Source organism: Armatimonadota bacterium (assembly GCA_031459855.1).
Classification (GTDB): Bacteria; Sysuimicrobiota; Sysuimicrobiia; order Sysuimicrobiales; family Humicultoraceae; genus Fervidifonticultor; species Fervidifonticultor primus.
On the sequence record JAVKHP010000001.1, the window covers coordinates 555,660 to 580,518 of the forward strand.

Here is a 24,859-nt window from a genome sequence, read left to right on the forward strand (position 1 = left end):
TCGCAGGCCGGGGACCGGCGCGCGGCTCAGCCGGACGGTCGCTCCGCCTCTCCGGGGGCCGGCGCGTGCGCCCGCACCACGTCGGTGATGGCGGCCACCAGGTGCGCTTCGGGCACGGCGCCCACCACTTCGCCCACGTCGTTGATCACGGTCTTGGGCACCGCGTACACGTTGTACCGCTGGGCCAGGTCGGGGAACTCGCTGGCCTCGACGATGTCCGCGCGGACCCGCGGGGACGCGATCGCGAGATCGGCGGCCAGCCTGGCCGCCCGGGGACAGTGGGGTCAGGTGGGCGTGACGAAGACCTGCAGGTGGACGTCGACGGGCAGGCGCTCCAGCGCCGCGCGGGTCTCGTCGGAGATGGGCGCGCGCCCTTTGGAGACGTCCAGCACCAGGTCCAGCAGGGTCACGAACTCGTAGCCGGCCGGCGCACCGTAGAAGCGGACGCCGTAGTCCTCGGCGCCGATGACCAGCGTGGCCGGCGCCCGCGCCACGCCGTACTGGCGCGCCAGGTCGGGCTCGCCCGCCAGGCTGTGCTCCTCCAGGTGCACGCGGTCCGAGAGCCGGGCGAACTCCTGCAGGATCCGCCGCGTGTACTCGGCCATCTCCCAGTCCGCCCCGGGCACCGCCAGACCGCCCAGACTCGGGGCGAAGAAGACCAACCGCACGTCGTGCACCAGCTCGTCGGCCAGCCGCTTGCGGACGAACGCTGCATCCTGATCGGTGAGCAACGGCATCGTGTCCTCCGATCTCCCTCCCGCGCCAACGAGAGGCGAGGCGGGCGTATTCCGCGAATGCTCCGGTGTGACCGCCACGCCCGTGCTGGACGACAAAGGCCCGAGGGGACGGGCCCGCAGCTTCGAGCCGTGACCGCCGCGCCCGTGCTGGACGACGACGCCAGGGTCCTGGCCCACCTGCGGGGGTACCCTGAGGACCTGCGGCACTTCAGCAACCTCGTCAAACAGGCCCACCCGCGGGGCATCTCGGCGCTGCGCCTCGTGCTGAGCCGTCCGCAGGCGTCCGACTCGTTCGTCGCTGCCGTGTGCCGCGCGGTCGCCGAGGGCATCCCGGTCGTGAGCGCCGTGGAGGCGGCAGAGCGCTTCGGCCTGCCCCCGCGGCGCTTCCTCGACGAGGTGGCCGCGCGCCCGGACTTCCCCACGCCGTTGTTCGCCTCGGGGGACCGACGCCTGTGGCGGGCCGACGACGTCGAGCGCTACCGGGCAGCCTGGCCAGCAGGGTGATCCGATGGCCGCATTTGCCCTGTGGGTGACGTGCGTCGCGTGCCGCCGGCCTTTCGACAGCGGGCTGCGGATGGATCGCGCCTCGTTCGCCCGCGGCACGCTGGCCGCCAACTACCACACCTGCCCGCACTGCGGGGTGCGCGCGACGTACCGGAAGGCCGACTACACGCTGCACCCGGCGCCACCCCGCAGGGATGCGGGCGCGCGCGGCGGGCGTCTGGCGCGCGACTGACGGGACGCGGCGGCCGGGCTGGCCCGCGTCAGCCTCAGAGGCTCCGGGCCCAGCGCGGGGCGCACAGACCGCCGGGGCCACCGCCGCGGCGGGCCGCCGTGTCAGCGCCGCGCGGCGTGCGCCGGAGGACCGGCCCGCAGGTAGCGCGCGGGGAGCGGCCGACCGAGCACCCCCTCGATGTAGCGTGACGCCGCCCGCACCGCCTCGAGATCCACGCCGGTTGCGATCCCCAGGCCGTGCAGCATGTAGAGCAAGTCCTCGGTGGCGACGTTGCCCAGGGCGCCGGGCGCGAAGGGACATCCGCCCAGGCCGCCCGCCGACGCGTCCACGGTGGCGATGCCGGCGTCCAGCGCTGCCAGGACGTTGGCCAGGGCGGTCCCGCGGGTGTCGTGGAAGTGCACGGCCAGCCGTTCGGCGGGCAGATCGCGCAGCACGGCCTCCAGCAGCCGCGCCACCTCGCCGGGCGTGGCCGCGCCGATGGTGTCGCCGAGCCCCACGTCGGTGCAGCCCATCTCGGCCAGGGCCAGGGCAACGCGCCCGGCCGCCTCCGGGGCGACGGGCCCCGCGTAGGGACACCACCACGCCGTGGACACGTACCCGCGGACGTGCATCCCTGCAGCGGTGGCCTCACGGACCACGTCCCGGAAGACCTGCAGGGACGCCTCGATCGTCATGCCGATGTTGGCCTGCGCGAACGCCTCGGAGGCCGCGGTGAAGACGGCGATGGCGCGTGCCCCGGCTGCCACCGCACGTTCCAGGCCCCGGCGGTTGGGCACCAGGACCACGTACGTGACCCCGGGCCGGGCGGGCAGCCGGCGTAGCACCGCGTCGGTGTCGGCCATCTGGGGCACGCGGTCGGGGCGCACGAACGCGCCGACCTCGATCACCGAGAACCCCGCCTCGACCAGGAGCTCGATGAACCGCACCTTGGCCTCGAGGGGCACGACGCCGGCCTCGTTCTGCAGGCCGTCGCGCGGACCGACCTCGACCACGCGTACGCGGGCGGGATACCGCAGGCTCACCCCAGCCCCTCCAGCTCCACGAGCACGGCGCCGCCCTCCACCTGGCTCCCCGGTGTTGCGGCGATGCGCGTGACCCGTCCGGCGACCGGCGCGGTCACCACGGTCTCCATCTTCATGGCCTCCAACACGCACAGCGGCTGTCCCGCGTCCACCGTCTCTCCTGTGGCCACCAGCACGCGGGTGACGACGCCCGGCATTGGCGCACATGCCTGCCACGGCCCCACGGCGATGCCCGGCACCGGTGGAACGGCGCGGGCGTGAGGCTGCTCCGATGGCGGCGCGCCCGTCCGAGCCTCCAGGCGACCGAAGGTCGCCTCGTGCGCAGCCGTCGGCGCACCGAGCGCCGGGGGGGCCGGGGCGATGGGCTGGACGACCGCGTGCCCGCCGACAGGCACACCCGTGTCGGTCGGTCCGGGTGGAGGCGCCTCCGGGCGCACGCGGCGGAAGACGAAGTCGGTGCCCGCGGCGTGCAGGTGGTGCGTCTCACCATCTGCGGCGTGGTGCACCAGGAACGTCTGTCCCTCGACCGTGACCACGTAGCGGCCCGGCGCCTGCGGGCGCAGCGTCACGCGCAGCGGCGCGCCCTGGCCGTCTACCACCACCTCGGCCTGCACGATCCCGCCGGCGGCGTCCGGCGGTCCCAGGCCGGATGCCGGGGCGAGGCCCCACGGGCCCGCGGCGGCGATCTGGCCCCGGACGTCGGCCGTGACCGTTCGTTCCCCCGCCTGCAGCACCACCCGTGCGCTCAGCATCCTCTGTCACCCGTGCTCATCCAAGCCGCCACCCGGTCAACCGCGTCCACGGATCGGCGAAGACCGTGCTCGCTCCCGGGCGCGCGGCGGGCGGCGCCGCCTCGTGCAGCGCCGCCAGCACGGCGGCCACCGCCGCGACCGACGGCGGCGGCTCGGGGCGCCGCCAGCCGGCGAGGTGCTCGGCCAGGAAGCCGGTGGTGAGCGCGCCCGCGACGAACGCCGGGTGGTCGACGATGGCCCGCAGGAACGCCACGTTGGTTTTCGGCCCCATGATCACGTACTCGGCCAACGCCTGCGCGAGGCGCCGCCGCGCCTGCTCCCGGTCGACGCCCCAGGCGACGACCTTGGCCAGCAGGGGATCGTAGACCCGTGGGATCTCCAGGCCCTCGACGATCCCGGAGTCGATGCGCACCCCGGGCAGGTGGGGTTCGACCAGCCGCAGCACGCGGCCGGGCGCCGGCGCGAACTCGGCCTCGGGGTCCTCGGCGTACACGCGCGCCTCGATCGCCCAGCCCCGCGGGACGAGGTCCGCCTGCCGCCACGGCAGCGGCTCGCCCGCGGCCACACGCAGTTGCGCGACGACCAGGTCGACCCCCACGACGAGTTCGGTCACCGGATGCTCGACCTGCAGCCGGGTGTTGGCTTCGAGGAAGAAGAACGCCTCGCCGTCGACCAGGAACTCGATCGTCCCCGCGTTGACGTACCCCGCCGCCCGGGCCAGGCGCACGGCGGCGTCGCCCAGCGCCTCACGCAGCCGCGGGGGCAGGCCAGGCGACGGCGCCTCCTCGACGACCTTCTGGTAGCGGCGCTGCACGCTGCACTCGCGCTCGCCCAGGTGGACCACGCCGCCGTGCGCATCAGCCAGGATCTGCACCTCGACGTGGCGCGGCTGCTCCAGCAGCCGTTCCAGGAAGATCGCGTCCTCCCCAAACGCCGCTCGCGCTTCCCGGCGTGCGGAGGCCACCGCAGCCGGCAGGTCGTCGGGCCGGCGCACCACGCGCATCCCACGCCCGCCGCCACCGGCAGCGGCCTTCACCAGCAGCGGGTAGCCCAGCCGCGCTGCGGCCTCGCGCAGCGCGCCGTCGTCCGCCAGGCCTTCCGCGCCCGGCACCACGGGCACGCCCGCCTCGGCCGCCAGACGCCGGGCGGCGGTCTTGTCGCCCAGACGCGCGATCACGTCGGCCGGCGGCCCGATGAAGACCAGGCCCGCGTCCGCGCAGGCCCGCGCGAACGCCGCGTCTTCGGCCAGGAACCCGTAGCCCGGATGGATGGCGTCGGCACCGACGCGCCGCGCGATGTCGATGAGGCGCGCCCCGTCCAGGTACGAGCGCGCGGGCTCGGCCGGGCCGATGCAGATCGCCTCGTCGGCCAGTGCCACGTGTGGCGCAGTGGCGTCCGCCTCGGAGTAGACGGCCACAGCGCCGATGCCCAGCTCGCGACAGGCGCGGATGATGCGCACGGCGATCTCGCCGCGGTTGGCGATCAGCACCCGCGAAAGCCTCACCGGGGTTCCGGCCGCCCGGGGTCGGCCGCCCCGGGCGCCCATGCGGGCCGACGGCGCTCGAGGAACGCCCGCATGCCTTCCTGCGCTTCGGGCCCGGCGCGCACGCGGGCGATGAGGTCCACCGTGTACGCCCGCGCCTGCTCCCACGACAGGCGCGGCACGGTGTCGAACAGCGCCTTGACGCCCCCCAGAGCCTGCGGGCCAGCTGCGAGGATCGCCTGCGCCCAGCGCGCGATCACCGCCTCGCGGTCCTCCGCCACGGCGTTGACGAGCCCCATGGCCTGCGCATGGGCGGCCCCGAACCGCTCACCGGTCAGCGCCGCCTGCAGCACCAGGTGGCGCACGGCCTTGCGCAGCAGGAACGGGAAGATCATGGCCGGCACCAGCCCCAGGCGCACCTCGGTGAGGCCGAAGGTGGCCTCCGGGGTCGCCACCGCGAGGTCGCAGGCCGCCAGCAGGCCCACTCCACCGCCCAGCGTCGCGCCGTGCACCGAGGCGATCACGGGCTTCGGACAGGCCACGATAGCGTCCAGGAGCGCCGCCAGCCGCGCCGCGTCGGCACGGTTCTCGTCGGGCGCAAGGGCCAGCGACGCGCGCATCCAGGCCAGGTCGGCGCCGGCACAGAACGAGGGGCCCTCGCCGGCCAGGACGACGTACCGGACATCGGGATCGGCGGCGGCAGCGGCGAACGCCTCGGTCAGCGCCCCGATCAGCCGGGGCTCGAGCGCGTTGTGCACCTCGGGACGCGTCAGGGCCAGGCGCAGGGCCGGGCCGTGGCGCATACGGCGCAGAACGTCGCTCACCGGCTCACATCCGGAACACGCCGTGGCGCGCCGGCTCGATGGGCGCGTTCAGGGCCGCCGAGATGGCCAGCCCCAGCACATCGCGGGTCTGGGCCGGGTCGATGATGCCGTCGTCCCACAGGCGCGCCGTGCTGTAGTACGGGCTGCCTTCCCGCTCGTACTGCTCGAGGATCGGCCGCGCGATGGCCTCTTCCTCCTCGGGCGTCAGCGTCTTGCCCTCCCGCGCCAGCTGCTCGCGCTTGACGGTCACGAGGACGCTCGCGGCCTGCTCGGGCCCCATGACGTTGATGCGCGCGTTGGGCCACATGAAGAGGAAGCGCGGCTCGTAGGCCCGCCCGCACATGGCGTAGTTGCCCGCGCCGTAGGACCCGCCGATGATCACGGTGAACCGGGGCACGCCGCAGGTAGCCACGGCGTGCACCATCTTGGCCCCGGCGCGGGCGATGCCGGCTGCCTCGTACTGGCGTCCGACGATGAACCCGGTGATGTTCTGCAGGAAGACCAGCGGGATGCGGCGCTGGCCGCACAGCTCGATGAAGTGCGCCCCCTTCTCGGCGCTGTCCACGAAGAGCACGCCGTTGTTGGCGACGATGCCCACCAGCACGCCGTGGATGCGGGCGAAGCCGCAGACCAGCGTCGTCCCGTACAGGGCCTTGAACTCGTGGAACCGACTGCCGTCGGTGATGCGCGCGATCACCTCGCGCACGTCGTAGGGCCGGCGCAGGTCGGCGGGGACGATCCCGTAAAGCTCCTGGGGATCGTAGGCGGGAGGTTCGGGCGCGGTCACGTCCACCTCGGGGGTCTTCCGGCGGTTCAGCGTGCTCACGATGTGGCGCACGATGCGCAGGGCGTCACGGTCGTCGGTAGCGTAGTGGTCCACCACGCCCGAGCGCCGCGCGTGCACGTCGGCACCGCCCAGCTCCTCGGCCGTGACGTCCTCGCCGGTGGCGGCCCGCACCAGGGGCGGGCCCGCCAGGAAGATGGTCCCCGTGCCCCTGACGATCACGGCTTCGTCGCTCATGGCCGGGACGTAGGCCCCGCCCGCGGTGCACGACCCCATCACCGCCGCGATCTGCGCGATGCCGGCAGCCGACAGCCGCGCCTGGTTGTAGAAGATGCGCCCGAAGTGCTCGCGGTCGGGGAACACCTCGGCCTGCAGGGGGAGGAACGCTCCGCCGGAGTCCACCAGGTAGACGCAGGGCAGGCGGTTGGCCAGGGCGATCTCCTGGGCCCGGACGTGCTTCTTCACCGTCATCGGGTAGTAGGTGCCGCCCTTCACCGTGGCGTCGTTGGCCACGATCATGACCTCCTGGCCCGCGACCCGCCCGATGCCCGTCACGATCCCGGCGGCCGGCGCCTCGTTGTCGTACATGTCCCAGGCGGCCAGCGGGGACAGCTCGAGAAAGGGCGAACCGGGATCCAGCAGCAGGTCGATCCGCTCGCGCACGGGCAGCTTGCCCAGCTCGCGCTGCCGGCGCCGCGCGCGTTCGCCCCCACCCTGGCGCACCAGCGCCAGGCGTTCGCGCAGCTGCGCGACCAGCGCTTCGTGGTGTCGGCGGTTGGCCTCGAAGTCCGGGCTGCGCACATCGACGCGCGAGACGAGACGTTCCATCGCGCAGGGTGACTACACCGCGGCAGGCGGCGTCTCCTGTGGGATCGGGGAACCCACCGGGACCGGGAAGGTTCCTGGGGCCGGGACGGTGGGGACCTCGGGGCGACGGGGCCGGGACTGCCCGGACGAACCCGCCAGCCGGCGCAGCCCTCCGGGGCGCCACCGGGACCAGCGGGACTACCGCCGGCCCTGCTCCTCGGCCAGCCGGCGGGCAGCGTCCAGCAGCCGCAGGGTCTCGATCTCGAACGTCTCCTGGATGAGGACGAAGCGGGCCTGCTGGGACGGTGTCAACGCCTCGGCGATCCCCGCCAGCTGCTCGCGCCGTCGTCGTTCCATGTCGGCCCGCAGCTGGTTCAGCTCGGCCATCCGCAGGCGTATCAGCTCCTCGTCGCGCGGCTGTGCGGCCAGCAGCTGGCGGAGCTCCTTCACGAGCGGGCGGATACGCCGCCCCATCTCCAGGCGGATCTCCTTCAACGCCCGCACGCGCGGGAAGATCCGGGCGATCTGGGCCTCGGTGAGGTCGAGCTCGTCCACCAGGCGCCAGATGAGCAGGGCCTCGATGATGCGCTCGGGCCGCGGGGGGGCCGGGCGCGGCTCCTGGCCCACCGCGGGCAGGGCGAGCGCGACCAGTACGACGAGCGCTGCCGCTGCAAGACGCACGGCCGCCCTGGGGGCAGGTGCCGTCCGGAGGCCGACTCGCTGTGCCGCAGACGTTCGGACAGGCCCACGCACGGCCCCGTCGTCGCCGCCCCTGCGGGTGGCCGCAGCGCCCACGTCGCGCACCATCGCCCGGCTCCGCCCCTACCGGCCGCTGCGGGTGAACACCACGTCTGGTTCGGTGAGCCCCACCCGCCAGAGGTCGAGCGTCTCGTTCAGGGCGGGCAGCGTGGTGGTCATCGCCTCGGTCACCAGGACCCTCGCTCGCGCCAGATCAGGATCGGCCGGCGGCGAGCCCGGGTGCACCGCGAGCCACAGCCCGGCGGCCGTGGCCACCGCGAGGGCCGTGGCCACCCACGCACGGCGCGGGACGGCCAGCCAGCGGCGCAGGCGCACACCCGCCGGCAGCCGCTCGCGCGCGAGCCGCCGGTCCAGCTGCCGCATGAACGCGGGCCAGAACCCCGGCGGCGCCGCCGGCGCGTGCCGACGCAGGAGGGCGGCAGTCGCTTCCAGCGCGGCCACCTCGTCGCGGCACGCCGCGCAGGCCGCCAGGTGCGCGAGCACCGGGGCACGCGCATCGGGCGGCATCGAGCCCGTCGCCAGCTCCGTGGCCCGCTCCAGCGCCTCGCGACAGGACAGGCTCACACCCGCACCCCCTGCGCGTCCAGCGCCCGGCGCAGCTTGCGCAGCGCCGCGAACATCGTGGCCTTGACCGTGCCCTCCGAGCAGCCCATGATGCGGGCGATCTCCTGGTAGGGCAGGTCGTGGTACACCCGCAGGGTCACCATGGCGCGTTGCCGCGGCGGCAGCGCCGCGATCGCGCGGCACACCAGCCGGCCCGTCTCGCGCGCGGCCGCTTCCTCCTCGAGATCGGCCTCCGCCGCGGCCGCCGTCGTGGGACCGTCGTCGTCGAGCAGCGGCGCGCGCGCCACGCGCGCCCGCACGTCCAGGCACAGGTTGACGGTGACGCGGTACAGCCAGGTGGACAGCTTCGACCGGCCGTCGAAGCGCGCCAGCGCCCGGAAGGCGCGGATGAACACCTCCTGGGTGGCGTCCGCGGCGTCTTCGTGGTTGCCCAGCATGCGCCGGGCCAGTCGGTAGACCGCCTCGCGGTACTTGATGACGAGCGCGGTGAACGCGCTCTCCTCACCGCGCCGAAACGCCTCCAGCAGCCGCTCGTCCTCGGCCTGCATCCGCATCCCTCGTCCACTACTGTAACATCCCGCGCCCCCGCCTGCGTTTAGTCCCCGCCCTCGAGGGGACCGCCAGCAGGCGATCGGCGGCCTGCACCAGGGCGGTGGGCCGCGCGCTCAGGCTCGGGCCTCGAGGCGTCAGGATCGGGCGCGGCGACGCGCGCCAGACAGTGTGCTGCGCGCGCTCGGCCTCGGGGCTCGAGGGGCTGCGGCGCACCACCGTCACGTGGTGCACCCCGCGTGGGTGTGGCTCGCAGCCAGCGCCCGGGACGATCGTGGCCCGCGCAGGGCAGCAGGGACGCGTCCATTCGGTCGCGAATTTGTAAGCGTTCCCTGTGTGGATGGTCTGGAGCCTGGCAGGACGCCAGGGACGTGACGCGCGCCAAGGAGGAGGAGCCCATGCCGTTCGAACTGCCCCCGTTGCCGTACCCGTACAACGCCCTCGAGCCGCACATCGACGAGATGACGATGCGGATCCACCACGACAAGCACCACGGGACGTACGTGGCCAACCTGAACAAGGCGCTCGAGAGCGCGCCCGAGCTTGCCAGCAAGCCCATCGAGGAGCTGCTGGCCAACCTGCAGGCAGTGCCCGAGAGCATCCGCACCGCCGTGCGCAACAACGGCGGCGGCCACTACAACCACACCCTCTTCTGGGAGATCATGAAGCCCGGCGGGCCGGCTGCGCCCTCGGGGGCGCTGGCCAGCGCCATCGACGCGGCGTTCGGCTCGGTCGACAAGATGAAGGAAGCGGTGAACGCCGCGGGCCTGGGCCGGTTTGGGAGCGGCTGGGCCTGGGTGGTGCTGGGGCGGGATGGAAAGCTCGCAGTCACCAGCACCCCGAACCAGGACACGCCCATCATGGAGGGCCTGGCGCCGGTGCTGGGCGTGGACGTCTGGGAGCACGCCTACTACCTCAAGTACCAGAACCGGCGGGCCGACTACCTGCAGGCCTGGTGGAACGTCGTCAACTGGGACGAGGTGGCCCGCTACTACGCCGCCGCCCAGGAGTGGATGAGAACACGCTGACGGTCCCGGTCGTGTAGCGCGCCGCAGCCGCACGGTCCACGACGGGCACCGGGCGGGCGCGCCTGCGTTGGGTGGGCCCGCGCGCGGCCGGGCCGCCCCGGTCCCCTCGGGCCGCCCGGCCGGACCGCCGCGCCCGTCGGCGGTCCGGGGCAGGCAGGAGCCGGCCCCCCGACCCGCGAACCGGAGCCGCGGGGAGTCAGGGAGGGCTCGTTATGCCTCCGCAGGAGCTGACCTGCCCGAACTGTGAGACGGTGATGGACCTGCGCTACTTCCTGCACATGCCGGACTACGTCTGGTACGAGTGCCCGATCTGCGGGCACCGGGCGATCCCGCGGGGTACGCGCTTCGAGACGCCCGACGACGAACTGCCGCAGCCGCTACACCGCTAGCGCGCGTCCGCCACACGCGTCGCCAGCCACGGCCCGGCATCCCGGGGCCGCGCATTGCGCCTCGAGACGCCTGAGCGCAGTGGTGCCGGCCGTCACGCCTCGAGTTGTCGCTGCACCGCGGCGGCCAGGTGGTCCACGAGGCGGTCCAGCACGGCGGTGCCGATCTGCGGGCTGGCGTGCCTCGCGTCGCCCAGGATGCCGTTGGGCGTGATCGCCCGCAGCCCGCGGCGGAACAGCTCGTCAGGATCGATCCGGCCCAGGTAGCCTTTGTCGCGCTGCGCCGCGTCCACCAGGTGGGGATGCAGCGCCATCATGATGGAGGTCTCACAGGCGTCGGCGTGGATCGCGTCGACGTCCTGCGGCGCGCCCAGCGCCGCCGCGGTCTCCACCATCACGCGCATCATCTCCATCAGGGCCCTGCGCCCGGCCACGTCCACGATGCGCACCCGGGTCTGCGCATACTCCTCCCGCAGACGGCGCGCCGCGATCTCCAGGGGCCCGAAGTTGCCGCCGTGGGACGACAGCAGCACGAAGGTGTCGAACCCGTGGGGCACCAGGGAGCGCACGTAGGCCGCCACCGTCTGGATGAACACCTCCTGCGGGATCGAGAGGCTCCCGGGGAAGGCCAGGTGGTGGTCCGAACAGGCCGGGCGGATCACCGGGGCCAGCAACGCGCCAAGCCGCCTGGCCAGCCGCTCGCCCACGGCCTGGCCGATGGCCGCGTCGGTCAGCAGCGGCAGGTGCGGCCCGTGTTGCTCGGTGGAGGCCGTCACGATCACCACCGTCCGCACGCCGCGCGCCAGCGCCTCCTCGACCTCGGGCCACGAGAGCTCCTCCAGGAGCACGGTGTCCTTCACGCGCCACCTCCATGCTCGAGTCTCGCGACTCACGCACCCTGTGCCTTCCTGCCACGATCTCTCCGCTCGGCCTCGCCGACGACCCGGCTCATCAGCCCGGTGTCCCCGCGCCCACGCCCGGCGCCGCCGCCAACCCCGCCAGCGGTCCCGCGGCGTAACGGACCCGGCCGTCCACCACGGTAGCCAGCACCTGCACCTGGAGGAGGCCTTCGGGCTGGCCCGCGTACGGATCGCGGTCCAGCACGATGAAGTCGGCCACGTAGCCTGGCGCGAGCCGCCCCCACTCCTGCTCGGCACGCGCGGCGTACGCCGGACCCTGGGTGTAGGCCTGTAGCGCCTGCTCCAGCGTCAGGCATTCGTCGGGGTACCACGCCGGCGCCTGCGGCTCGTCCTCCCGCCGGCGCGTCACCGCCGCGTAGAGGCCGCGCCAGGGGTCGGGCGTCTCGACGGGCGCGTCCGAGCCGAAGGCCAGCACCGCGCCGGTCTGGCGCAGCGACTGCCAGGCGTAGGCCCAGCGCGCGCGGCGCCCCCAGTACCGCTCGGCGACGTCGCGGTCGGCCGTGGCATGGACGGGCTGCATCGACGCCACCACTCCCAGGCGGCCCAGGCGTGGCAGGTCGTCGCGGTGGAGCAGCTGCACGTGCTCGATGCGGTGGCATAGCCCCGCGCGCGCGGAGGCCGCCGCGTACCGTTCCAGCACGTCCAGCACCGTCCGGTTGGCGCGGTCACCAATGGCGTGGATCGCCGTGGCCAGCCCCGCGGCGACCGCGCGCCGTACGAGCCCGTCGATCTCCTCGGGCGTGCGCACGGCGATGCCCGTGTTCTGCGGCTGCCCGTCGAACGGCTCCAGCATCCACGCGGTCTGCGCGCCCAGCGTGCCGTCGGCGAAGATCTTCACCGGCCCCAGGCGCAGCATCGCGTCGCCAAACCCGGCGCGCAGCCCCACCGCCGCCGCAGCGTCCAGCAGGTGGTCGGGGAGCGTCGCCACGGTGCGCAGGGTCAGCTCGCCACGTGCCCACAGCGCCTGCAGCGCCGCGAACTGCTCGGCCCCCTCGTCGCCGCCCCCGGTGAAGGCGTGTACGCCCGTGAGTCCCAACCGGTGGAACTCGGCCGTCGCCGCCCGGACCGCCTCCTCGCGCATGGCAGCCGAGGGCGCGGGGATCGCGTGCCGCACGAGCGCCCTGGCCTCTTCCTTCAACAGTCCGTCGGGTTCGCCGTCGGGCCCACGGCCGATGGCGCCGCCGGGCGGGTCGGGCGTCGCACGGGTGATGCCCGCCAGGCGGAGGGCCGCCGTGTTCACCCAGAGCAGGTGCCCATCTTTGCTCGTGCACGCCGCCGGTCGGTCCGGCAACACCGCGTCGAGGTCGGCGCGTGTGGGGAAGCGGTCGTCGACCCAGGTGTTCTTGTCCCACCCCCGCCCCAGCACCCAGGCGTCCTGCGGCCGGCGGGCGGCAGCTTCGGCCAGGCGCCGGGCCGCCTCGGCGATGGAGCGTGTCCCGCGCAGGTCGACGTGCAGCAGCCCCAGGCCGTAGGCGACGAGGTGCACGTGGGCGTCGACAAGCCCGGGGAACACCGGCCGCCCGCCCAGGTCCACGCGACGGGCCCGGGGAAACGCATCGCACAGGTCGTCGGCAGCGCCGACGGCGAGCACCCGCCCGCAGGCCACGGCGAGTCCGTCTGCGACCGGCCGCGGGCCTGCGTCGGCGTGCACGCGGCCGCCGAGGAACACCGTGACGTCGGTCTCGGCGATCACCGCCGACGCCCGCGCCCTGGCGTGTGCTCCCCGCTCGGCGCCCGGCGGCGCTCCGAGGGGTGTCGCCGCGCCCCGGGCAGCGCCCGGAGCAGCGTCGCCATGCGAATCGCCGCCACCGCTGCTTCGACGCCGCGGTCCAGCCGGCCGCCGGCCCGCTCATGGGCCTGGGCCGGGTCGTAGACCGCCAGCACCTCGTTGATCACCGGCACGCCCTCTTCCAGCGCGACCCGGCTCAAGCCTGCCGCCGCCTCGCGGGCCACCAGGTCGAAGTGGAGCGTCTCGCCCTTGATGACGCACCCCAGCGCGATCACGGCGTCGTAGCGGCCGGTGGCGGCCAGGCGCCGCGCGGCCAGCGGCAACTCCAGCGCGCCCGGCACCCACGCCACGTCGACGGCCGCAGCGCCCCGCGCCTCCAGCGTCTGCCGACACGAGGCCAGCAGGCGCGCGGTGATCGCCTCGTTGTAGCGGCTCACCGCCACGGCGAACCGCAGGCCGGTGGCGTCGTCGCTGCCGTCGTAGACCTGGCTCACCGTCGCTCCACGAACCCCTTCGTGACCGCCGTGCGGGCTCCCCGACCCGTCGTCGTGTAGGGCCGGATGCTCCTACACTGCTCCCAGCCGGCTACTCGACGCTCAACAGGTGGCCCAGCCGGTGGCGCTTGGCCTTCAGGTACGCGTAGTTCTCGCGCGTCGGCGGCACTTCCAGGGGCACGCGCTCGACGATCTGCAGCCCGTAGCCCTCCAGCCCGGCGCGCTTCTGCGGGTTGTTGGTCAGCAACCGGACCTGCCGCACGCCCAGGTCCACCAGGATCTGGGCCCCGACGCCGTAGTCCCGCGGGTCGGGCGGGAACCCCAGCAGCTCGTTGGCCTCGACCGTGTCGCGCCCTTCGTCCTGGAGCGCGTAGGCGCGGATCTTGTTGCCGAGCCCGATGCCGCGGCCCTCCTGGCGGATGTACACGATGGCCCCGCGTCCCTCGCGGGCCACGGCGCGCAGGGCCGCGTGGAGCTGCTCGCGACAGTCGCAGCGCAACGACCCGAACACCTCACCGGTGAGGCACTCGGAGTGCATCCGCACCAGCACGGGTGCGCCGTCGTCCACGGTTCCCTTGACCAGCGCGAGGTGCTCGGAGCCGTCCAGCAGGTTGTCGTAGACGATGGCGGTGAACTCGCCGAAGAGGGTGGGGAGCCGGGTGGCCCCTTCCCGCCGCACGAACCGGTCGGTGCGCAGGCGGTGGGCGATCAGGTCCCGCAGCAGGAGGATCTTGAGCCCCCAGCGTGCCGCGAACTGCTGCAGGTCCGGCAGGCGTGCCATGGCGCCGTCGTCGCGGACGATCTCGCACGCCACGCCCACGGGGTGCAGGCCGGCCAGGCGGGTCAGGTCCACGATCGCTTCGGTGTGGCCGGCCCGCTGGAGCACGCCCCCCGGCGCGGCGGTCACGGGGAAGACGTGGCCGGGCCGCACCAGGTCGTCGGGCCGCGTGGCGGGATCCGCCAGTAAGCGCACGGTCATCGCCCGCTCGTGGGCCGAGACACCCGTCGTGGCAGCGCGTGCATCCACCGAGACCGTGAACGCCGTGCCGAACAGCGACGTGTTCTGGGTCACCATGGGCGGCAACTGCAACTGCTGACACCGCTCGGCGGTCATCGGCACGAAGACCAGCCCCCGGGCATGGGTGATCATGAAGTTGATCGCCTCGGGTGTGGCGAACTGCGCCGCCATCACCAGATCGCCCTCGTTCTCACGGTCCTCGTCGTCCACGACGATGAGCATCCGTCCCGCGCGGATCTCGTCCACGGCCTCCTCGACGGTCGCGAACGGCCGCGCGGCGACCTCCGCTGCTTCACTCATGGCTGGCGCGCTCCTTCCAGCAACCGCTGCACGTACTTGGCCAGGATGTCGACCTCCAGGTTCACCGGATCACCCGGCCGCCGGCGGCCCAGCGTCGTCACCGCCAGCGTGTGCGGGATCAGGGCCACCGCGAAGCGGTCGGGCGCCGGCAGCGCCGCGACCGTCAGGCTTACGCCGTCGACGGCGATCGCCCCCTTCTCGACGATGTAGGGCAGCAGCGCCGGCGGCGGGGTGATCTCCATCCAGGCACCCGTGCCCTCCGGCCGCACCGCGACCACGATCCCGACCCCGTCCACGTGACCCTGCACAAAGTGCCCGCCCAGCCGCTGATCGGCGCGCAGCGGGCGCTCCAGGTTCACCAGGTCGCCGGGCCGCAGACGCCCCAGGGTCGTGCGGCGCAGCGTCTCGGCCGTCAGGTCGGCGGTGAAGACATCACCGTCCAGGCGCGTGACGGTCAGGCAGACGCCGTCGACCGCGATCGAATCGCCCGGCCGCACACCGTCCAGCACCACACCGGCCCGGACCCGCAGGCGGGCGCCCGCCTCGTCATCGTCCACCGTGCCCGCGGCGAACCCGTGCGTCGCGGCGTCTGCACCCCGCGCCCCGCGCGCTCCCGGACGGTCGACGCCCACCACCTCGCCGAGCGCCTCGACGATGCCGGTGAACATCACGCTGCCCCGCCGGTCCGCCCGGCGGCGGCATCGCCGTGCTGCACCGCGCCGTGGCCCTCGGACAGGTATCCCTCGATGGCCACGTCCCCGCCCAGGTCGGCGAGCACCCGCACGTCGCGCAACCGCCGCGGTGCCCAGGCGTCCGCACCCGTCCCTGCCGACGGCAGCGCGGCCACGGGGGCCGGCGCACCCGGCTCCCCGATCAGCACCGGTGCTACGAGCGCGATCACCTTGTCGGCCAGGCCCGCGGCCAGGAACGCCGCGTGCACCGTGGCCCCGCCCTCCACCAGCACGCTGAGCACGCCGCGCCGCCCCAGGTCCTCCAGCAGGGGCCGCAACGCCACGCGCGGGACCGCGTGTTCCTGCACCAGCACTTCCACGCCCGCGCGCCGCAGCGCCTCCACGCGCGTGGGGGACGCCGCCGTCGTGGTCGCCACCAGCGTGGGGGCCTCGCCGGCCGTGGCGACCACGCGCGCCGTGGGGGGCGTGCGCAGATGCGAATCTACTACCACGCGCATCGGGGTGCGCCCGCCGGGCAGGCGGCACGTCAGCAGGGGGTCGTCGGCCAGTACCGTCCCGACGCCCACCAGCACCACGTCGTGGGTGTTGCGGAGCTCATGGGCGTAGCGCCGCGCCGCCTCACCGGTCACGGCGACCGGCCGGCCGCCGGCGCCGGCGATGCGTCCGTCCAGGCTCATCGCCCACTTCAGCGTGACGAAGGGCAGGCCCGTGACGCGGTGCTTGATGAACGCTTCGTTCAGCCGTTGCGCGCGATCCTCGAGCACCCCCACGTCGACCTCGACCCCGGCCGCACGCAGGCGCGCCAGGCCCCGCCCGCGCACCTGCGGGTCGGGGTCGACCATCGCCACCACCACCCGGCGCACGCCGGCGGCGACGAGCGCATCGGCGCATGGACCGGTCCGGCCCTGGTGCGCGCACGGCTCCAGGGTCACGTACACCGTGGCGCCGCGGGCCCGCATCCCGGCCTCGCGCAGCGCAAGCACCTCCGCGTGCGGCTCGCCCGCCCGGGCGTGGAAGCCGCGGCCGACGACCTCGCCGCCGGCGACCACCAGCGCGCCCACCATGGGGTTGGGGCTCGTCCGGCCCGCCGCGCGCGCGGCCAGGGCCAGCGCCTCCTCCATGTACCGGCGGTCGTCCGTCCGCTCGCTCGTGTCCGCCACCGTGGCCATCGAACAATCACGCCCGGGGTCGCAGACCTCCGGGCGCGGAAACCACGGCCCCACCGCGCGGGACGCCAACCACCACCCCGCCCGGTGCGGGCGTTGACCTTCTCCCATCCGGACTGTACCGTCGGCCCCGGAGTTTCACCGGATCGTGCCGCCGCACCGCCTGCGCGGCGCGGCTGGCTCGCGGGCTCTACCGCCGATCGGGAATTGCCGGGCGCGCACGCCGCCCGGCTCACCCTGCCCCGAAGGTCTGCTATGCACTTGGTCACGGCCAGTGTACCATCCCACCCCCCGACGGGCAACACCACGGGTGCCCAGCGCGGTCCGTCATCCGCACCCCCCGCGCGCGCCGCGACCGTCCACGCAGGGACGGCACGGCGTTCGCCGAACACCCTCTGCGGCCGCGGGGTCGCCTCCGTGGACTGCAGCGCCTACGGGCGCGACATGCCGAGGGACGCTGTCCGGCACTCCATCCTGGGACGTCGTCTGTTGCTCCTCGCCGTTGGCTGATCGCCGTACCGTGCCCTGGTCACCCGGACCCCCGCCCCCTGAGGCCTTCACCCGGCAGGAACGGGCGATCATCGAGGCCCACCGCACCCCGCGGCAGGTCCAGCAGTGGCTGCGGTCCCTGCGCTACTGCCACCGGTGCGTCGGGGTCACGCTGCGGTCGTTCCGCGAGGTGGTGCCCGCCGGCGAGGCCCACTGTCTGGAGGCCGCACTGGCCGCCACCGTCATCATGGAGCAGCACGGCTACCCGCCGCTCGTGCTCAGCCTGGAGTCGCAGGACAACCTCGACCACGTGGTCTTCGTCTTCCGCCACCGCGGACGCTGGGGTGCCGTGGGGCGCTCGCGCGACGCCGGGCTGCACGGCCGACGGCCGGTGTTCCGGTCGATCCGCGACTTGGTCTGGAGCTACTACGCGCCCTACGTGGACTTCACCGGACGCATCGTGGGGTACGCCCTGGTCGACCTGCGCGCGCTGGGCACCTACGACTGGCGCCTGAACCGCCGCAACATGTGGAAGGTCGAGCGCTTCTTGATCGCCTATCCCCACAAGGTCCTGCGCTCGTCGGACGCCCGCTACCGGCGCCTGCTGGCCGCCTACCGGGCGTTTCGCGCACAGCACCCCACGGCGCCGGCCGAGTACTACCCTGATCGGCACACCTGGTGGTAGCCGGTCACCCGCGGGCGCGCGCGGGCGCCCGTCCGGCGCTGCGCGCGCCCGCCAGCTCCTGCACCAGCGCCACCACCAGCCGGGCGGCCTCCTCCAGGTGGCGGGGCTCAATGTTCGCCGGGACATCGGTCGGCCGGTGGTAGTGGGGGTCCACCCCGCGATGCAGGAAGACTGCGGGCACGCCCGCTCGCTCGAAGCTCGTGTGGTCGCTTGCCGTCGCGCGGAAGCGGGTGGCCTCGATACCCAACCGGCGCGCCACCTCCAGCGCCACGCCCACGGGTCCCTCGTCACGGCCCGACGCGTTCCCAACCATCAGGCGGTCGCCCCAGCCGACCATGTCGAGGTTGATCATCGCCACCACGCCCGCACGCCGCTCGCCCGCGAAGGCCGCCGAACCGTGCAGCCCGAGCTCTTCGGCTGAGAACAGCACGAACTGCACCGTGCGGGCCAGCGGGACGTCCGCCAGCACCCGTGCCGCCTCGAGCACTACCGCCACGCCCGAGGCGTTGTCGTTGGCACCCGGGCTGCCCGGCACCGAGTCGAGGTGCGCGCCGACCACCACGATCTCGTCGGCCCGCGTCGTCCCGCGTTTGGTGGCCACGACGTTGGCGGCGGTGCGGGTCTCGTGCACCGCGTCCACCACCACGCGCAGCCGGAGGCCCCCGCGCCGCGCCGTCTCGACCAGCGCCCGGCCGTCGTCCTGCGAGACGACGACCGCCGGAAGCTCCCCGCGCTGCCCCAGCGTGCCCGCTACGACCCCCGGCCGGTTGTTGTAGACCACGACGGCCACGGCGCCGCGGGCCGCCGCGTGGGCGACCTTCTCGCGGAAGGTGATCACGCCGCGCTCGACCAGCACGATCGCTCCGTCGGCCCGCCGGCCGTTGTAGTCCTCGGGCCGGCCCAGCCCCGCGACGAGCACGTCGGCCTCGACACCGCCTGGTGGGGTCGCCGCCGACAGCGCCAGCACCTCCGCCGGGATCGGACGGGGCGCCGCTCCCGCCACCTGCACCTCCACCCGCCGCGCTTCGAAATAAGGAAACTGGAACGCGTGGAGCTCGACGGGGTACCCGTACTGTCGCAGGGTCGCCGCCAGGTACTCGACTGCCTGGCGTTCGCCAGGCGTGCCAGCCGGCCGCGGGCCGATGACCCCTGCCAGGTGCTGGACGTGGGCGAAGGCCTGGGTGCCGGATGGACCCAAAGGTGCCTGGTTCAGAAGGACGCCACTCGCCCTCTGGGTGTCCGGCGGCGCCGCGATCCCAACGGGCGCAGCCACCCCAAGCGCCGCAACGCACGATAGCGCCACCACAGGGATCAGGATCGTGCGAACGCGCACGGCGCTCTTCGGGCGCATCGATCACCTCTCAGCACCGCAACCTTGCCTTCAACCCGCTGATGGGCACAACGTCGCCTGAGGTGGATTCCTTCCCGCGGCGCATACACTCTCGTCCCCACAAGATCTGCGAGATCTGCGGTGATGCCCTGCACCGCAGCGTCGAGTGACGGAAGAGGCCCTACTGCGGCTGCCCCACCGGCGCCACCCGCCCACCCGTGGCGCGCACCAGGTCGGCGGGCGACACCGCGAACACCGCCGTGGGCGTGCCGGCTGACGCGTACACGACGTCGTACGCGAGCAGGTCCTCGTCGACCACGACCTCCAGCGGCGTGGCGTGGCCCACCGGTGGCACCCCGCCGATGGCGAAGCCGGTGAGGGCGCGCACACGGTCGGCATCGGCGCGCTCGACCCGCGTCGCCCCCAGCACCCTGGCCAGCCGCCCGGGGTCCACGCGGTTGCGCCCGGAGACCAGCACCAGCACCCCCCGCCCGTCGGCGAGGAAGACCAGCGACTTCACGATCTGCGCCACGTTGGTGCCGACAGCCGCCGCGGCCTCCTGGGCGGTGCGCGTCCCTTGCGGGAACTCCAGGACCTTGGCGGCGATGCCCGCCGCGCGCAGGGCCGTCACCACGCGCTCGGTCGCGGGCGTGCGGGCGGCCGGACGGTCAGGGGCCTGTCCTGACACCGGCGCACCAGCCGGGGAAGGCGTCTCCGGTGGCCCGACGGTCGGCCCCTCTCTCTGCCCCCGGGTGGCCCGACTGGTCGACCCGCCCTCTCCGCCCCCGGGCGATCCGTCGGGAGATGGAGGCTGCCCGGATGCCGGTGCCCCGCCGGCCACAGGGGCCACGCCGATCCCGCGGCGGCGCGTCGGAAACCGTCCGGCCAGCGCGTCCTGGACGATCAGCTTGACCTCGGGGTGGAAGTCCTTGCGCAGGATCCACTGCAGGAAGCCGGGGTCCCGCCTGGCCACCTCCCGCAGCGGACGGCCGCGGATCCCCTCGGGCCCAAAGTTCACCACGGCCTCGTCGTCCTGCCAGACGAACCGGCCCTCCGGGTCGATCCAGGTGGGATCCCGCGGCGTGAAGTACGCGTCCAGCTCGTGGGGGGTACGCGGCAGGTCGGGGTAGGCCGCGAGCTGCGCGTCCAGGACCTCCACGCAGGCGGCGATGTCGGCGCCCGCGCTGTGGGCCTGGGTCAGGTCCTTCCCGCAGTAGTACTGGTAGGCGGCGGCGAGGTCGCGTGGCACCCTGCGGTGGTAGATGATCTGCGCGTCCACCACGGCGCGGCCGTCCATGTCGAGCCGGCAGCCGGCCGCCGACAGCTCGCGGCGCAGCAGGGGCAGGTCGAACCGCTGGATGTTGAACCCCGCGAGGTCGCCGTCGCCGATGAACGCCAGCACCTCGGCGGCGATCTCCGCGAACGACGGCGCGCCGGCCACGTCGGCGTCGGTGATGCCGTGGAAGCGCGTGGACTCCGGCGGGATGGGCACGCCGGGGTTGACGCGGCGCAGGTAGGTCTCGCGCCGGCCGTCGGGGTGCACTTTGATCATGGCGATCTCGACGATCCGGTCGGCCGTGGGCGAGATGCCGGTGGTCTCCAGGTCGATGAAGACGAGCGGACGCTGCAGGTGCAGATGCCGCATCGTTCTCACAGTTCTCGGGGGCCGAGGCGGTTCCTGCCGTCGCGACGCCACGACGCGTGCGCCATGCTGCGGCCGGGGAGGCCATGGACGGCCGTGACGCGTTGAGAAACCAGGTGCGGGCGTTCGCCACGTGGATCGTCCGGACAGGTCCTCGGATGTTTCGCGTGAGACCACAGAGCATCGACCGGTGATCCCGCCCGCCGAGATCGCCCGGGCACCGCTCCTAGAAGTGCGCGATCAGCCGGTGGAGATACCCTAGCCCCACGCTCAAGAGCAGCACGACCGCACCCAGGCCCGCGGCAACGCGCACCCAGCGCGCCGTGCGACCTGCCGGTGCGGGGTGGCGCGCCAGCACGGTGAGCACGGCGAGGACACCGAGCAGCGCGGCGATCAGCGCGTGCTTGGCCAGCAGCAGCAGGCCGTAGCTCGGCCCGAACGGCACCCGGGCGAAGGCGGCGACGTGCGCCCCGACCCCGCCCCGGAACCACTCGACCTGCACCGGCATGCCGTAGAGCGAGTTGTAGACGCCCGTCGCCATCATCACCGCGGCCGCAGCCCACGAGAGCGCAACCAGCCGCCGGAGCCCGGCGGCTCGTGGCGGCCGTGCCGCCGCCAGCGCGAGGCCGGCGACCCAGGTAGTCCCGACCGCCAGGTGCGTCGCGAGCACCGCCAGGCCGAGCCACTCCCGCGCGCCGAGCCGGAGGCCGGTGATGGTGGTCGCTACACTGGCGACGCGCCCAGGAGTGCCAGGCCCGCTGCGGGCTGGAGGGGTCACGTCGACGTCCAGGACCTTGCGCACGGGAGTCACCGGTCCAAAGACTTCCACCGTGAGCGTCCACCGGGCGGGGTGCAGGAACGTAACCGCGCCGCTGTACAGCCCGGGTACGAACGGCGACTCCTCGAGGGTCACGGCCGGCAGGACCATGCGGTGCGGCTCGGCCATGGACGGCACCACGCGCACCGTAGCTCCGCGTACGGGCTCGCGGGAGTCGTCGTCGACGAGGCGCACCGAGAGGAGCCAGGTGATCTGCTCGGTGGGCTGCGGCAACACCGTGACGTCGGGCACAGGCCTGCCCAGGCGGTGCGCCTGGGCGACGCCCGTGACGAACGACGCCGTGCGCGGTGCCACGCCCCCGAGCCCCGCGCCGACCACCCACGCGGCGCCGACGAGCGCCAGCACGCAACGCCACACCCACCTGCGGACGCCTGAAGGGACCCGTAGCGGTCTCATGCCGAACCGCACCGGCTGCACCACGGTCGCGGCCGGCGATGCCCGAGGCGGGTCGGCGCGTGCGGCGCGCGGCGCACGGACCGCCTATGGCGTCCAGATGCGTGTCCGCGGCCGGTAGGACGCCCACGAGAACCAGAAATGGTTGCCGTGGGGTACGGGCGCCAGCCGCCGCCCCGCCAGGGGCCCGCCCGTGGCCTGGCCGAGGATGTTCCAGGTGCTGCGGGTGGCCGCATCCACGAACTGTCCGCCCCGCGCCGCGAACGTGAGCCGGCGGCCGTCGAGCACGGGCGAGAACACCGCCGCGGCACCGACGTCGCGCCCGGCGGCGATGTCGCCGGCGTCCAGCGCCGAGGCCGTGCCCTTCTGGTAGAAGACGACGATGGGCACGCCGCCCACGACATCGTGGACCACGCCCACGGTGGCCAGGGCGCTGAACGGATACGCGGCGTCCTCGCCGCCCAGCGAAACGGTCACGACGCGCTCCATGGGCCGCAGGCGCCGATCGGCCGGCCCCGTGTACAGGAACGGGGAGGCGTTGATGTCGTCGTAGCCGACGTAGGGGTTGCGGCCGTAGGGACGGCTGTGGCCCGTCTCGCAGGCGCGCCTCCATCGCCCTCACCCCCCAGGTCGCGTCGTCATGCCGCGACCGGCTGCTCACCGCACCCTGCCGACCGCATCCTGCGACCCCACCGCCCGAGGCCGATTCTATACCGCCGCCGCGCCTCGATTTTGTAAGGAGGCTCACAGCGCACCCCGACCTCCCGCGTATCCTGGGAGATACGCGTACCCGTCGGAGGCACGCGGAACCTCCAGGCAGGGCGCGACAAGCTCCGGACGAGGGGGGAATGGACCATGCGGACCGCACGCACGATGCTGGTGGGCCTGGCCGTGGCGCTGGTGCTGGTGCTGGTGGCGTTCGGCGCCGGCTACCGCGCCGGCGCCCAGCAGGCGAAGCTCAGCGACACCTTCGCCCAGCAGATGGGCAAGCAGCTGGCCGAGCAGCTCTCGTACAAGAGCCCGTTCGAGACCGACGCGCCCGACCACATCTGGGCGGTGGGCGACGACCGGAGCGTGACGTTCATCCACCTGGACAAGCCCTACGCCGAGGCCACCCGGGTGATCTACGTGGGGTTCGGTGTCCGCGGCCGCTGGTGCGCCGAGGACCAGCAGCGGATCGAGGCGCTGGCCGGCAAGGGCTTCACGCACTTCCACCGCACGGCCAAGGTCGCCGCCTGGGACGCCGGGCACGGCGGCGCCAAGGCCGGCGAGCCGGGCTACTGGCTGAAGCACATGGCGGTGGGCCCGGGCTTCAAGATGCCCTGGGGCGACGTCAGGCCCGGGACGACCGACACCGCCTTCATGCCGACCGCCGCGCCGCGGTGCGGCAGCTAGGGTTCGTGCGCCGCACGCGCGCCGGGGGGGACAGTGGCGTGCGGCCAGTTCGCACGGCAGACGCCCGCGGCGGGGCGGGCGCCCGCACCCGGGAGACGGCGGCGGGAGTGATGCCTGGGAGCGCTCCCGTCGCCGTCCTCCTTGTCGTCGCGCTCCTGGCCGCTGCCTGCAGCCGCCAGCCACCCGTGTTCCGGGGAGCCGACGGCTCGGAAGTCCGCGGGAACCCCCAGCGGGGCGCCGAGCTGTTCGGGCAGATGGGGTGCAACGGCTGCCACACGATCAACGGCGTGGGCGGTCAGGTGGCGCCCGACCTTACCAACGTCGCACGCCTGGACCTGGCCCGCGACCGCCCCGGCCGGACCTGGCCGGGGATCGTGGCCTACCTCCGCGAGTCGCTCGAAGATCCCCAGGCCTACATCGTGCCGGGCTTCGAGAATCCCTCGCGCATGCCCAGCGCCAAGCAGTTCAAGCTCTCCGAGCGCGACGTCAACGACCTGCTGGCGTACCTGCTGAGCCTCCAGCGGTAGCCTGGCCGCACCTCAGCCGTCGGAGGCGGTGCGCACGCCGCGCACGGCCAGGGCGGCGAGGTCCCGGACGACGATGTGCCGGTCCTCGACGGCGATGAGCCCCTCGTCACGAAAGCGGGTGAGCGTCAGCGTGACGGTCTCGCGGGTGGCCCCGACCATTCCGGCCAGGTCCTGGTGGGTGACCCGCAGCGCCAGCCGCCGCCCGGTCCCGTGTGGCTCGCCGTAGGCCTCGGCCAGGCGTACGAGCAGCGCGGCCACCCGGGCCGGCACGTCGTGGAGCGCCAGCCGCTCGATGGTCTCTTCGGCGTCGCGCAGCCGCTCCGCCAGGACGCGCACGACGCGCAACGCCAGCTCGGGCTTGCGGCGCACCAGGTCCTCGAAGTCCTCACGGCGCAGGACGCAGACCAGCGTGTCCTCGAACGCCTCGCAGTGCACCTCGGGGGGCGCGCCCACCAGCGCCCGTTCCCCGAAGATGTCACCCCGTTCGAGCAGAGCCAGGATCTGCACGCGGCCCGCGGGCGAGTACCGACAGAGCTTCACGCGACCTTCCTTGATGAGGTAGATGGTGTCGGGCGGATCGTCGGGGTGGGCAATCACCTGACCGCGCGCGTACCGCCGCATCTGGGTGCGCTCCGCCAGGCGGCGCATGTCGTCGGCGGTCATGTCGGCGAAGAGGTTGATGCGCTGCAGGTACCAGAGTTTCTCGGCCTGCGCCGCGCGCTCCCCCAGCCGCTCGGGCGGCGCCACGGGCCTACCCCCGGGCGGCCCGCTGGCCCGGGGGAACGTGCGCCGCAGCCACGACGCGCTCAT

General features: G+C 73.9%; 25 protein-coding genes, 3 pseudogenes and 1 riboswitch. Of the genes and pseudogenes, 7 read left to right on the plus strand and 21 right to left on the minus strand.

Annotated features, from left to right (window positions below):
• Positions 1-26: 26 nt before the first annotated feature.
• Both QN157_02490 and QN157_02495 read right to left on the minus strand, forming a co-directional pair.
• Positions 27-272, minus strand: a pseudogene (locus QN157_02490) (thioredoxin family protein).
• A gap of 12 nt (positions 273-284) precedes the next feature.
• Positions 285-737 (minus strand): hypothetical protein, encoded by a 453-nt coding sequence (locus QN157_02495; GenBank protein ID MDR7554453.1) that lies wholly within the window; start codon positions 735-737, stop codon positions 285-287.
• 129 nt (positions 738-866) lie between these two features.
• Between QN157_02495 and QN157_02500 the strand changes: the two genes are divergently transcribed.
• The gene (locus QN157_02500) at positions 867-1,241 is read left to right on the plus strand and encodes a hypothetical protein (protein MDR7554454.1); all 375 of its coding nucleotides are present in this window, start codon (positions 867-869) and stop codon (positions 1,239-1,241) included.
• Between the two features lie 4 nt (positions 1,242-1,245).
• Positions 1,246-1,473: a hypothetical protein gene (locus QN157_02505; protein MDR7554455.1), complete on the plus strand. Its 228-nt coding sequence runs from the start codon at positions 1,246-1,248 to the stop codon at positions 1,471-1,473.
• Positions 1,474-1,574: 101 nt separating this feature from the next.
• Here QN157_02505 and QN157_02510 read toward each other — a convergent pair whose 3' ends face one another.
• From QN157_02510 to QN157_02545, 8 genes are all read right to left on the minus strand, one after another.
• A complete protein-coding gene (locus QN157_02510) occupies positions 1,575-2,495 on the minus strand; it encodes a hydroxymethylglutaryl-CoA lyase (GenBank protein MDR7554456.1) in 921 nt (306 codons plus the stop codon).
• A complete protein-coding gene (locus tag QN157_02515) occupies positions 2,492-3,247 on the minus strand; it encodes an acetyl-CoA carboxylase biotin carboxyl carrier protein subunit (GenBank protein ID MDR7554457.1) in 756 nt (251 codons plus the stop codon). The genes QN157_02510 and QN157_02515 overlap by 4 nt, the downstream gene beginning before the upstream one ends.
• Before the next feature lie 16 nt (positions 3,248-3,263).
• A complete protein-coding gene (locus QN157_02520; protein ID MDR7554458.1) occupies positions 3,264-4,751 on the minus strand; it encodes an acetyl-CoA carboxylase biotin carboxylase subunit in 1,488 nt (495 codons plus the stop codon).
• A complete protein-coding gene (locus QN157_02525) occupies positions 4,748-5,554 on the minus strand; it encodes an enoyl-CoA hydratase-related protein (protein ID MDR7554459.1) in 807 nt (268 codons plus the stop codon). Before QN157_02525 ends, QN157_02520 begins: the two co-directional genes overlap by 4 nt.
• Before the next feature lie 4 nt (positions 5,555-5,558).
• Entirely contained in the window at positions 5,559-7,166 is a 1,608-nt protein-coding gene (locus tag QN157_02530; GenBank protein ID MDR7554460.1) for a carboxyl transferase domain-containing protein, read from the minus strand.
• Positions 7,167-7,343: 177 nt separating this feature from the next.
• Positions 7,344-7,826: a periplasmic heavy metal sensor gene (locus tag QN157_02535; protein ID MDR7554461.1), complete on the minus strand. Its 483-nt coding sequence runs from the start codon at positions 7,824-7,826 to the stop codon at positions 7,344-7,346.
• A gap of 141 nt (positions 7,827-7,967) precedes the next feature.
• A complete protein-coding gene (locus tag QN157_02540) occupies positions 7,968-8,468 on the minus strand; it encodes a zf-HC2 domain-containing protein (protein MDR7554462.1) in 501 nt (166 codons plus the stop codon).
• The gene (locus tag QN157_02545) at positions 8,465-9,016 is read right to left on the minus strand and encodes an RNA polymerase sigma factor (GenBank protein ID MDR7554463.1); all 552 of its coding nucleotides are present in this window, start codon (positions 9,014-9,016) and stop codon (positions 8,465-8,467) included. The genes QN157_02540 and QN157_02545 overlap by 4 nt, the downstream gene beginning before the upstream one ends.
• Before the next feature lie 399 nt (positions 9,017-9,415).
• Here QN157_02545 and QN157_02550 point away from each other — a divergent pair, with 399 nt between their 5' ends.
• Both QN157_02550 and QN157_02555 read left to right on the plus strand, forming a co-directional pair.
• Positions 9,416-10,045, plus strand: coding sequence for a superoxide dismutase (locus tag QN157_02550; protein ID MDR7554464.1), 630 nt, complete (start codon positions 9,416-9,418; stop codon positions 10,043-10,045).
• Between the two features lie 212 nt (positions 10,046-10,257).
• On the plus strand, positions 10,258-10,434 hold the full coding sequence (locus tag QN157_02555; protein ID MDR7554465.1) for a hypothetical protein: 177 nt from the start codon (positions 10,258-10,260) through the stop codon (positions 10,432-10,434).
• Positions 10,435-10,526: 92 nt separating this feature from the next.
• Here the strand turns inward: QN157_02555 and QN157_02560 are convergent, their stop codons facing one another.
• The 6 genes and pseudogenes from QN157_02560 to ribD form a co-directional block, all read right to left on the minus strand.
• The gene (locus tag QN157_02560) at positions 10,527-11,291 is read right to left on the minus strand and encodes a creatininase family protein (GenBank protein MDR7554466.1); all 765 of its coding nucleotides are present in this window, start codon (positions 11,289-11,291) and stop codon (positions 10,527-10,529) included.
• A 91-nt stretch (positions 11,292-11,382) separates the two neighbouring features.
• Positions 11,383-13,044, minus strand: a complete 1,662-nt coding sequence (locus QN157_02565) for an amidohydrolase (protein ID MDR7554467.1) — start codon at positions 13,042-13,044, stop codon at positions 11,383-11,385.
• A 71-nt stretch (positions 13,045-13,115) separates the two neighbouring features.
• Positions 13,116-13,574, minus strand: a pseudogene (gene ribH, locus QN157_02570) (6,7-dimethyl-8-ribityllumazine synthase).
• 91 nt (positions 13,575-13,665) lie between these two features.
• Entirely contained in the window at positions 13,666-14,892 is a 1,227-nt protein-coding gene (locus QN157_02575; GenBank protein ID MDR7554468.1) for a bifunctional 3,4-dihydroxy-2-butanone-4-phosphate synthase/GTP cyclohydrolase II, read from the minus strand.
• A complete protein-coding gene (locus QN157_02580) occupies positions 14,889-15,560 on the minus strand; it encodes a riboflavin synthase (protein ID MDR7554469.1) in 672 nt (223 codons plus the stop codon). Before QN157_02580 ends, QN157_02575 begins: the two co-directional genes overlap by 4 nt.
• A complete protein-coding gene (ribD, locus tag QN157_02585) occupies positions 15,560-16,753 on the minus strand; it encodes a bifunctional diaminohydroxyphosphoribosylaminopyrimidine deaminase/5-amino-6-(5-phosphoribosylamino)uracil reductase RibD (GenBank protein MDR7554470.1) in 1,194 nt (397 codons plus the stop codon). Before ribD ends, QN157_02580 begins: the two co-directional genes overlap by 1 nt.
• A 92-nt stretch (positions 16,754-16,845) precedes the next feature.
• A riboswitch (FMN riboswitch) is annotated at positions 16,846-17,004 on the minus strand.
• 266 nt (positions 17,005-17,270) lie between these two features.
• On the opposite strand from ribD, the gene QN157_02590 reads away from it, so the two are divergent.
• Complete coding sequence (locus QN157_02590; GenBank protein ID MDR7554471.1) at positions 17,271-17,924, plus strand: hypothetical protein; 654 nt, start codon at positions 17,271-17,273, stop codon at positions 17,922-17,924.
• 4 nt (positions 17,925-17,928) lie between these two features.
• Here QN157_02590 and QN157_02595 read toward each other — a convergent pair whose 3' ends face one another.
• The 4 genes and pseudogenes from QN157_02595 to QN157_02610 all read right to left on the minus strand — a co-directional run bounded on the left by QN157_02595 (position 17,929) and on the right by QN157_02610 (position 22,712).
• Positions 17,929-19,122, minus strand: a complete 1,194-nt coding sequence (locus QN157_02595; GenBank protein MDR7554472.1) for a M28 family metallopeptidase — start codon at positions 19,120-19,122, stop codon at positions 17,929-17,931.
• Between the two features lie 313 nt (positions 19,123-19,435).
• Complete coding sequence (locus QN157_02600; protein ID MDR7554473.1) at positions 19,436-20,899, minus strand: YbaK/EbsC family protein; 1,464 nt, start codon at positions 20,897-20,899, stop codon at positions 19,436-19,438.
• 223 nt (positions 20,900-21,122) lie between these two features.
• Positions 21,123-22,079 (minus strand): hypothetical protein, encoded by a 957-nt coding sequence (locus QN157_02605; GenBank protein MDR7554474.1) that lies wholly within the window; start codon positions 22,077-22,079, stop codon positions 21,123-21,125.
• Between the two features lie 135 nt (positions 22,080-22,214).
• A pseudogene (locus QN157_02610) lies at positions 22,215-22,712 on the minus strand (DUF3179 domain-containing (seleno)protein).
• A gap of 270 nt (positions 22,713-22,982) precedes the next feature.
• Between QN157_02610 and QN157_02615 the strand changes: the two are divergent.
• Positions 22,983-23,522, plus strand: coding sequence for a hypothetical protein (locus QN157_02615; protein MDR7554475.1), 540 nt, complete (start codon positions 22,983-22,985; stop codon positions 23,520-23,522).
• A 110-nt stretch (positions 23,523-23,632) separates the two neighbouring features.
• Entirely contained in the window at positions 23,633-24,049 is a 417-nt protein-coding gene (locus QN157_02620; protein ID MDR7554476.1) for a cytochrome c, read from the plus strand.
• Between the two features lie 12 nt (positions 24,050-24,061).
• Here the strand turns inward: QN157_02620 and QN157_02625 are convergent, their stop codons facing one another.
• On the minus strand, positions 24,062-24,859 hold the full coding sequence (locus QN157_02625; GenBank protein ID MDR7554477.1) for a Crp/Fnr family transcriptional regulator: 798 nt from the start codon (positions 24,857-24,859) through the stop codon (positions 24,062-24,064).

What these genes read in the sequence shown, in the direction of transcription:
- QN157_02615 (MDR7554475.1), top strand. Translation starts at nt 22,983, where the DNA reads ATGCGGACCGCACGCACGATGCTGGTGGGCCTGGCCGTGGCGCTGGTG.
- QN157_02515 (MDR7554457.1), bottom strand. Translation starts at nt 3,247, where the DNA reads ATGCTGAGCGCACGGGTGGTGCTGCAGGCGGGGGAACGAACGGTCACG.
- QN157_02545 (MDR7554463.1), bottom strand. Translation starts at nt 9,016, where the DNA reads ATGCAGGCCGAGGACGAGCGGCTGCTGGAGGCGTTTCGGCGCGGTGAG.
- QN157_02575 (MDR7554468.1), bottom strand. Translation starts at nt 14,892, where the DNA reads ATGAGTGAAGCAGCGGAGGTCGCCGCGCGGCCGTTCGCGACCGTCGAG.
- QN157_02530 (MDR7554460.1), bottom strand. Translation starts at nt 7,166, where the DNA reads ATGGAACGTCTCGTCTCGCGCGTCGATGTGCGCAGCCCGGACTTCGAG.
- QN157_02555 (MDR7554465.1), top strand. Translation starts at nt 10,258, where the DNA reads ATGCCTCCGCAGGAGCTGACCTGCCCGAACTGTGAGACGGTGATGGAC.
- QN157_02495 (MDR7554453.1), bottom strand. Translation starts at nt 737, where the DNA reads ATGCCGTTGCTCACCGATCAGGATGCAGCGTTCGTCCGCAAGCGGCTG.
- QN157_02600 (MDR7554473.1), bottom strand. Translation starts at nt 20,899, where the DNA reads ATGCGGCATCTGCACCTGCAGCGTCCGCTCGTCTTCATCGACCTGGAG.
- QN157_02580 (MDR7554469.1), bottom strand. Translation starts at nt 15,560, where the DNA reads ATGTTCACCGGCATCGTCGAGGCGCTCGGCGAGGTGGTGGGCGTCGAC.
- ribD (MDR7554470.1), bottom strand. Translation starts at nt 16,753, where the DNA reads ATGGCCACGGTGGCGGACACGAGCGAGCGGACGGACGACCGCCGGTAC.
- QN157_02620 (MDR7554476.1), top strand. Translation starts at nt 23,633, where the DNA reads ATGCCTGGGAGCGCTCCCGTCGCCGTCCTCCTTGTCGTCGCGCTCCTG.
- QN157_02550 (MDR7554464.1), top strand. Translation starts at nt 9,416, where the DNA reads ATGCCGTTCGAACTGCCCCCGTTGCCGTACCCGTACAACGCCCTCGAG.
- QN157_02505 (MDR7554455.1), top strand. Translation starts at nt 1,246, where the DNA reads ATGGCCGCATTTGCCCTGTGGGTGACGTGCGTCGCGTGCCGCCGGCCT.
- QN157_02625 (MDR7554477.1), bottom strand. Translation starts at nt 24,859, where the DNA reads ATGAGCGCGTCGTGGCTGCGGCGCACGTTCCCCCGGGCCAGCGGGCCG.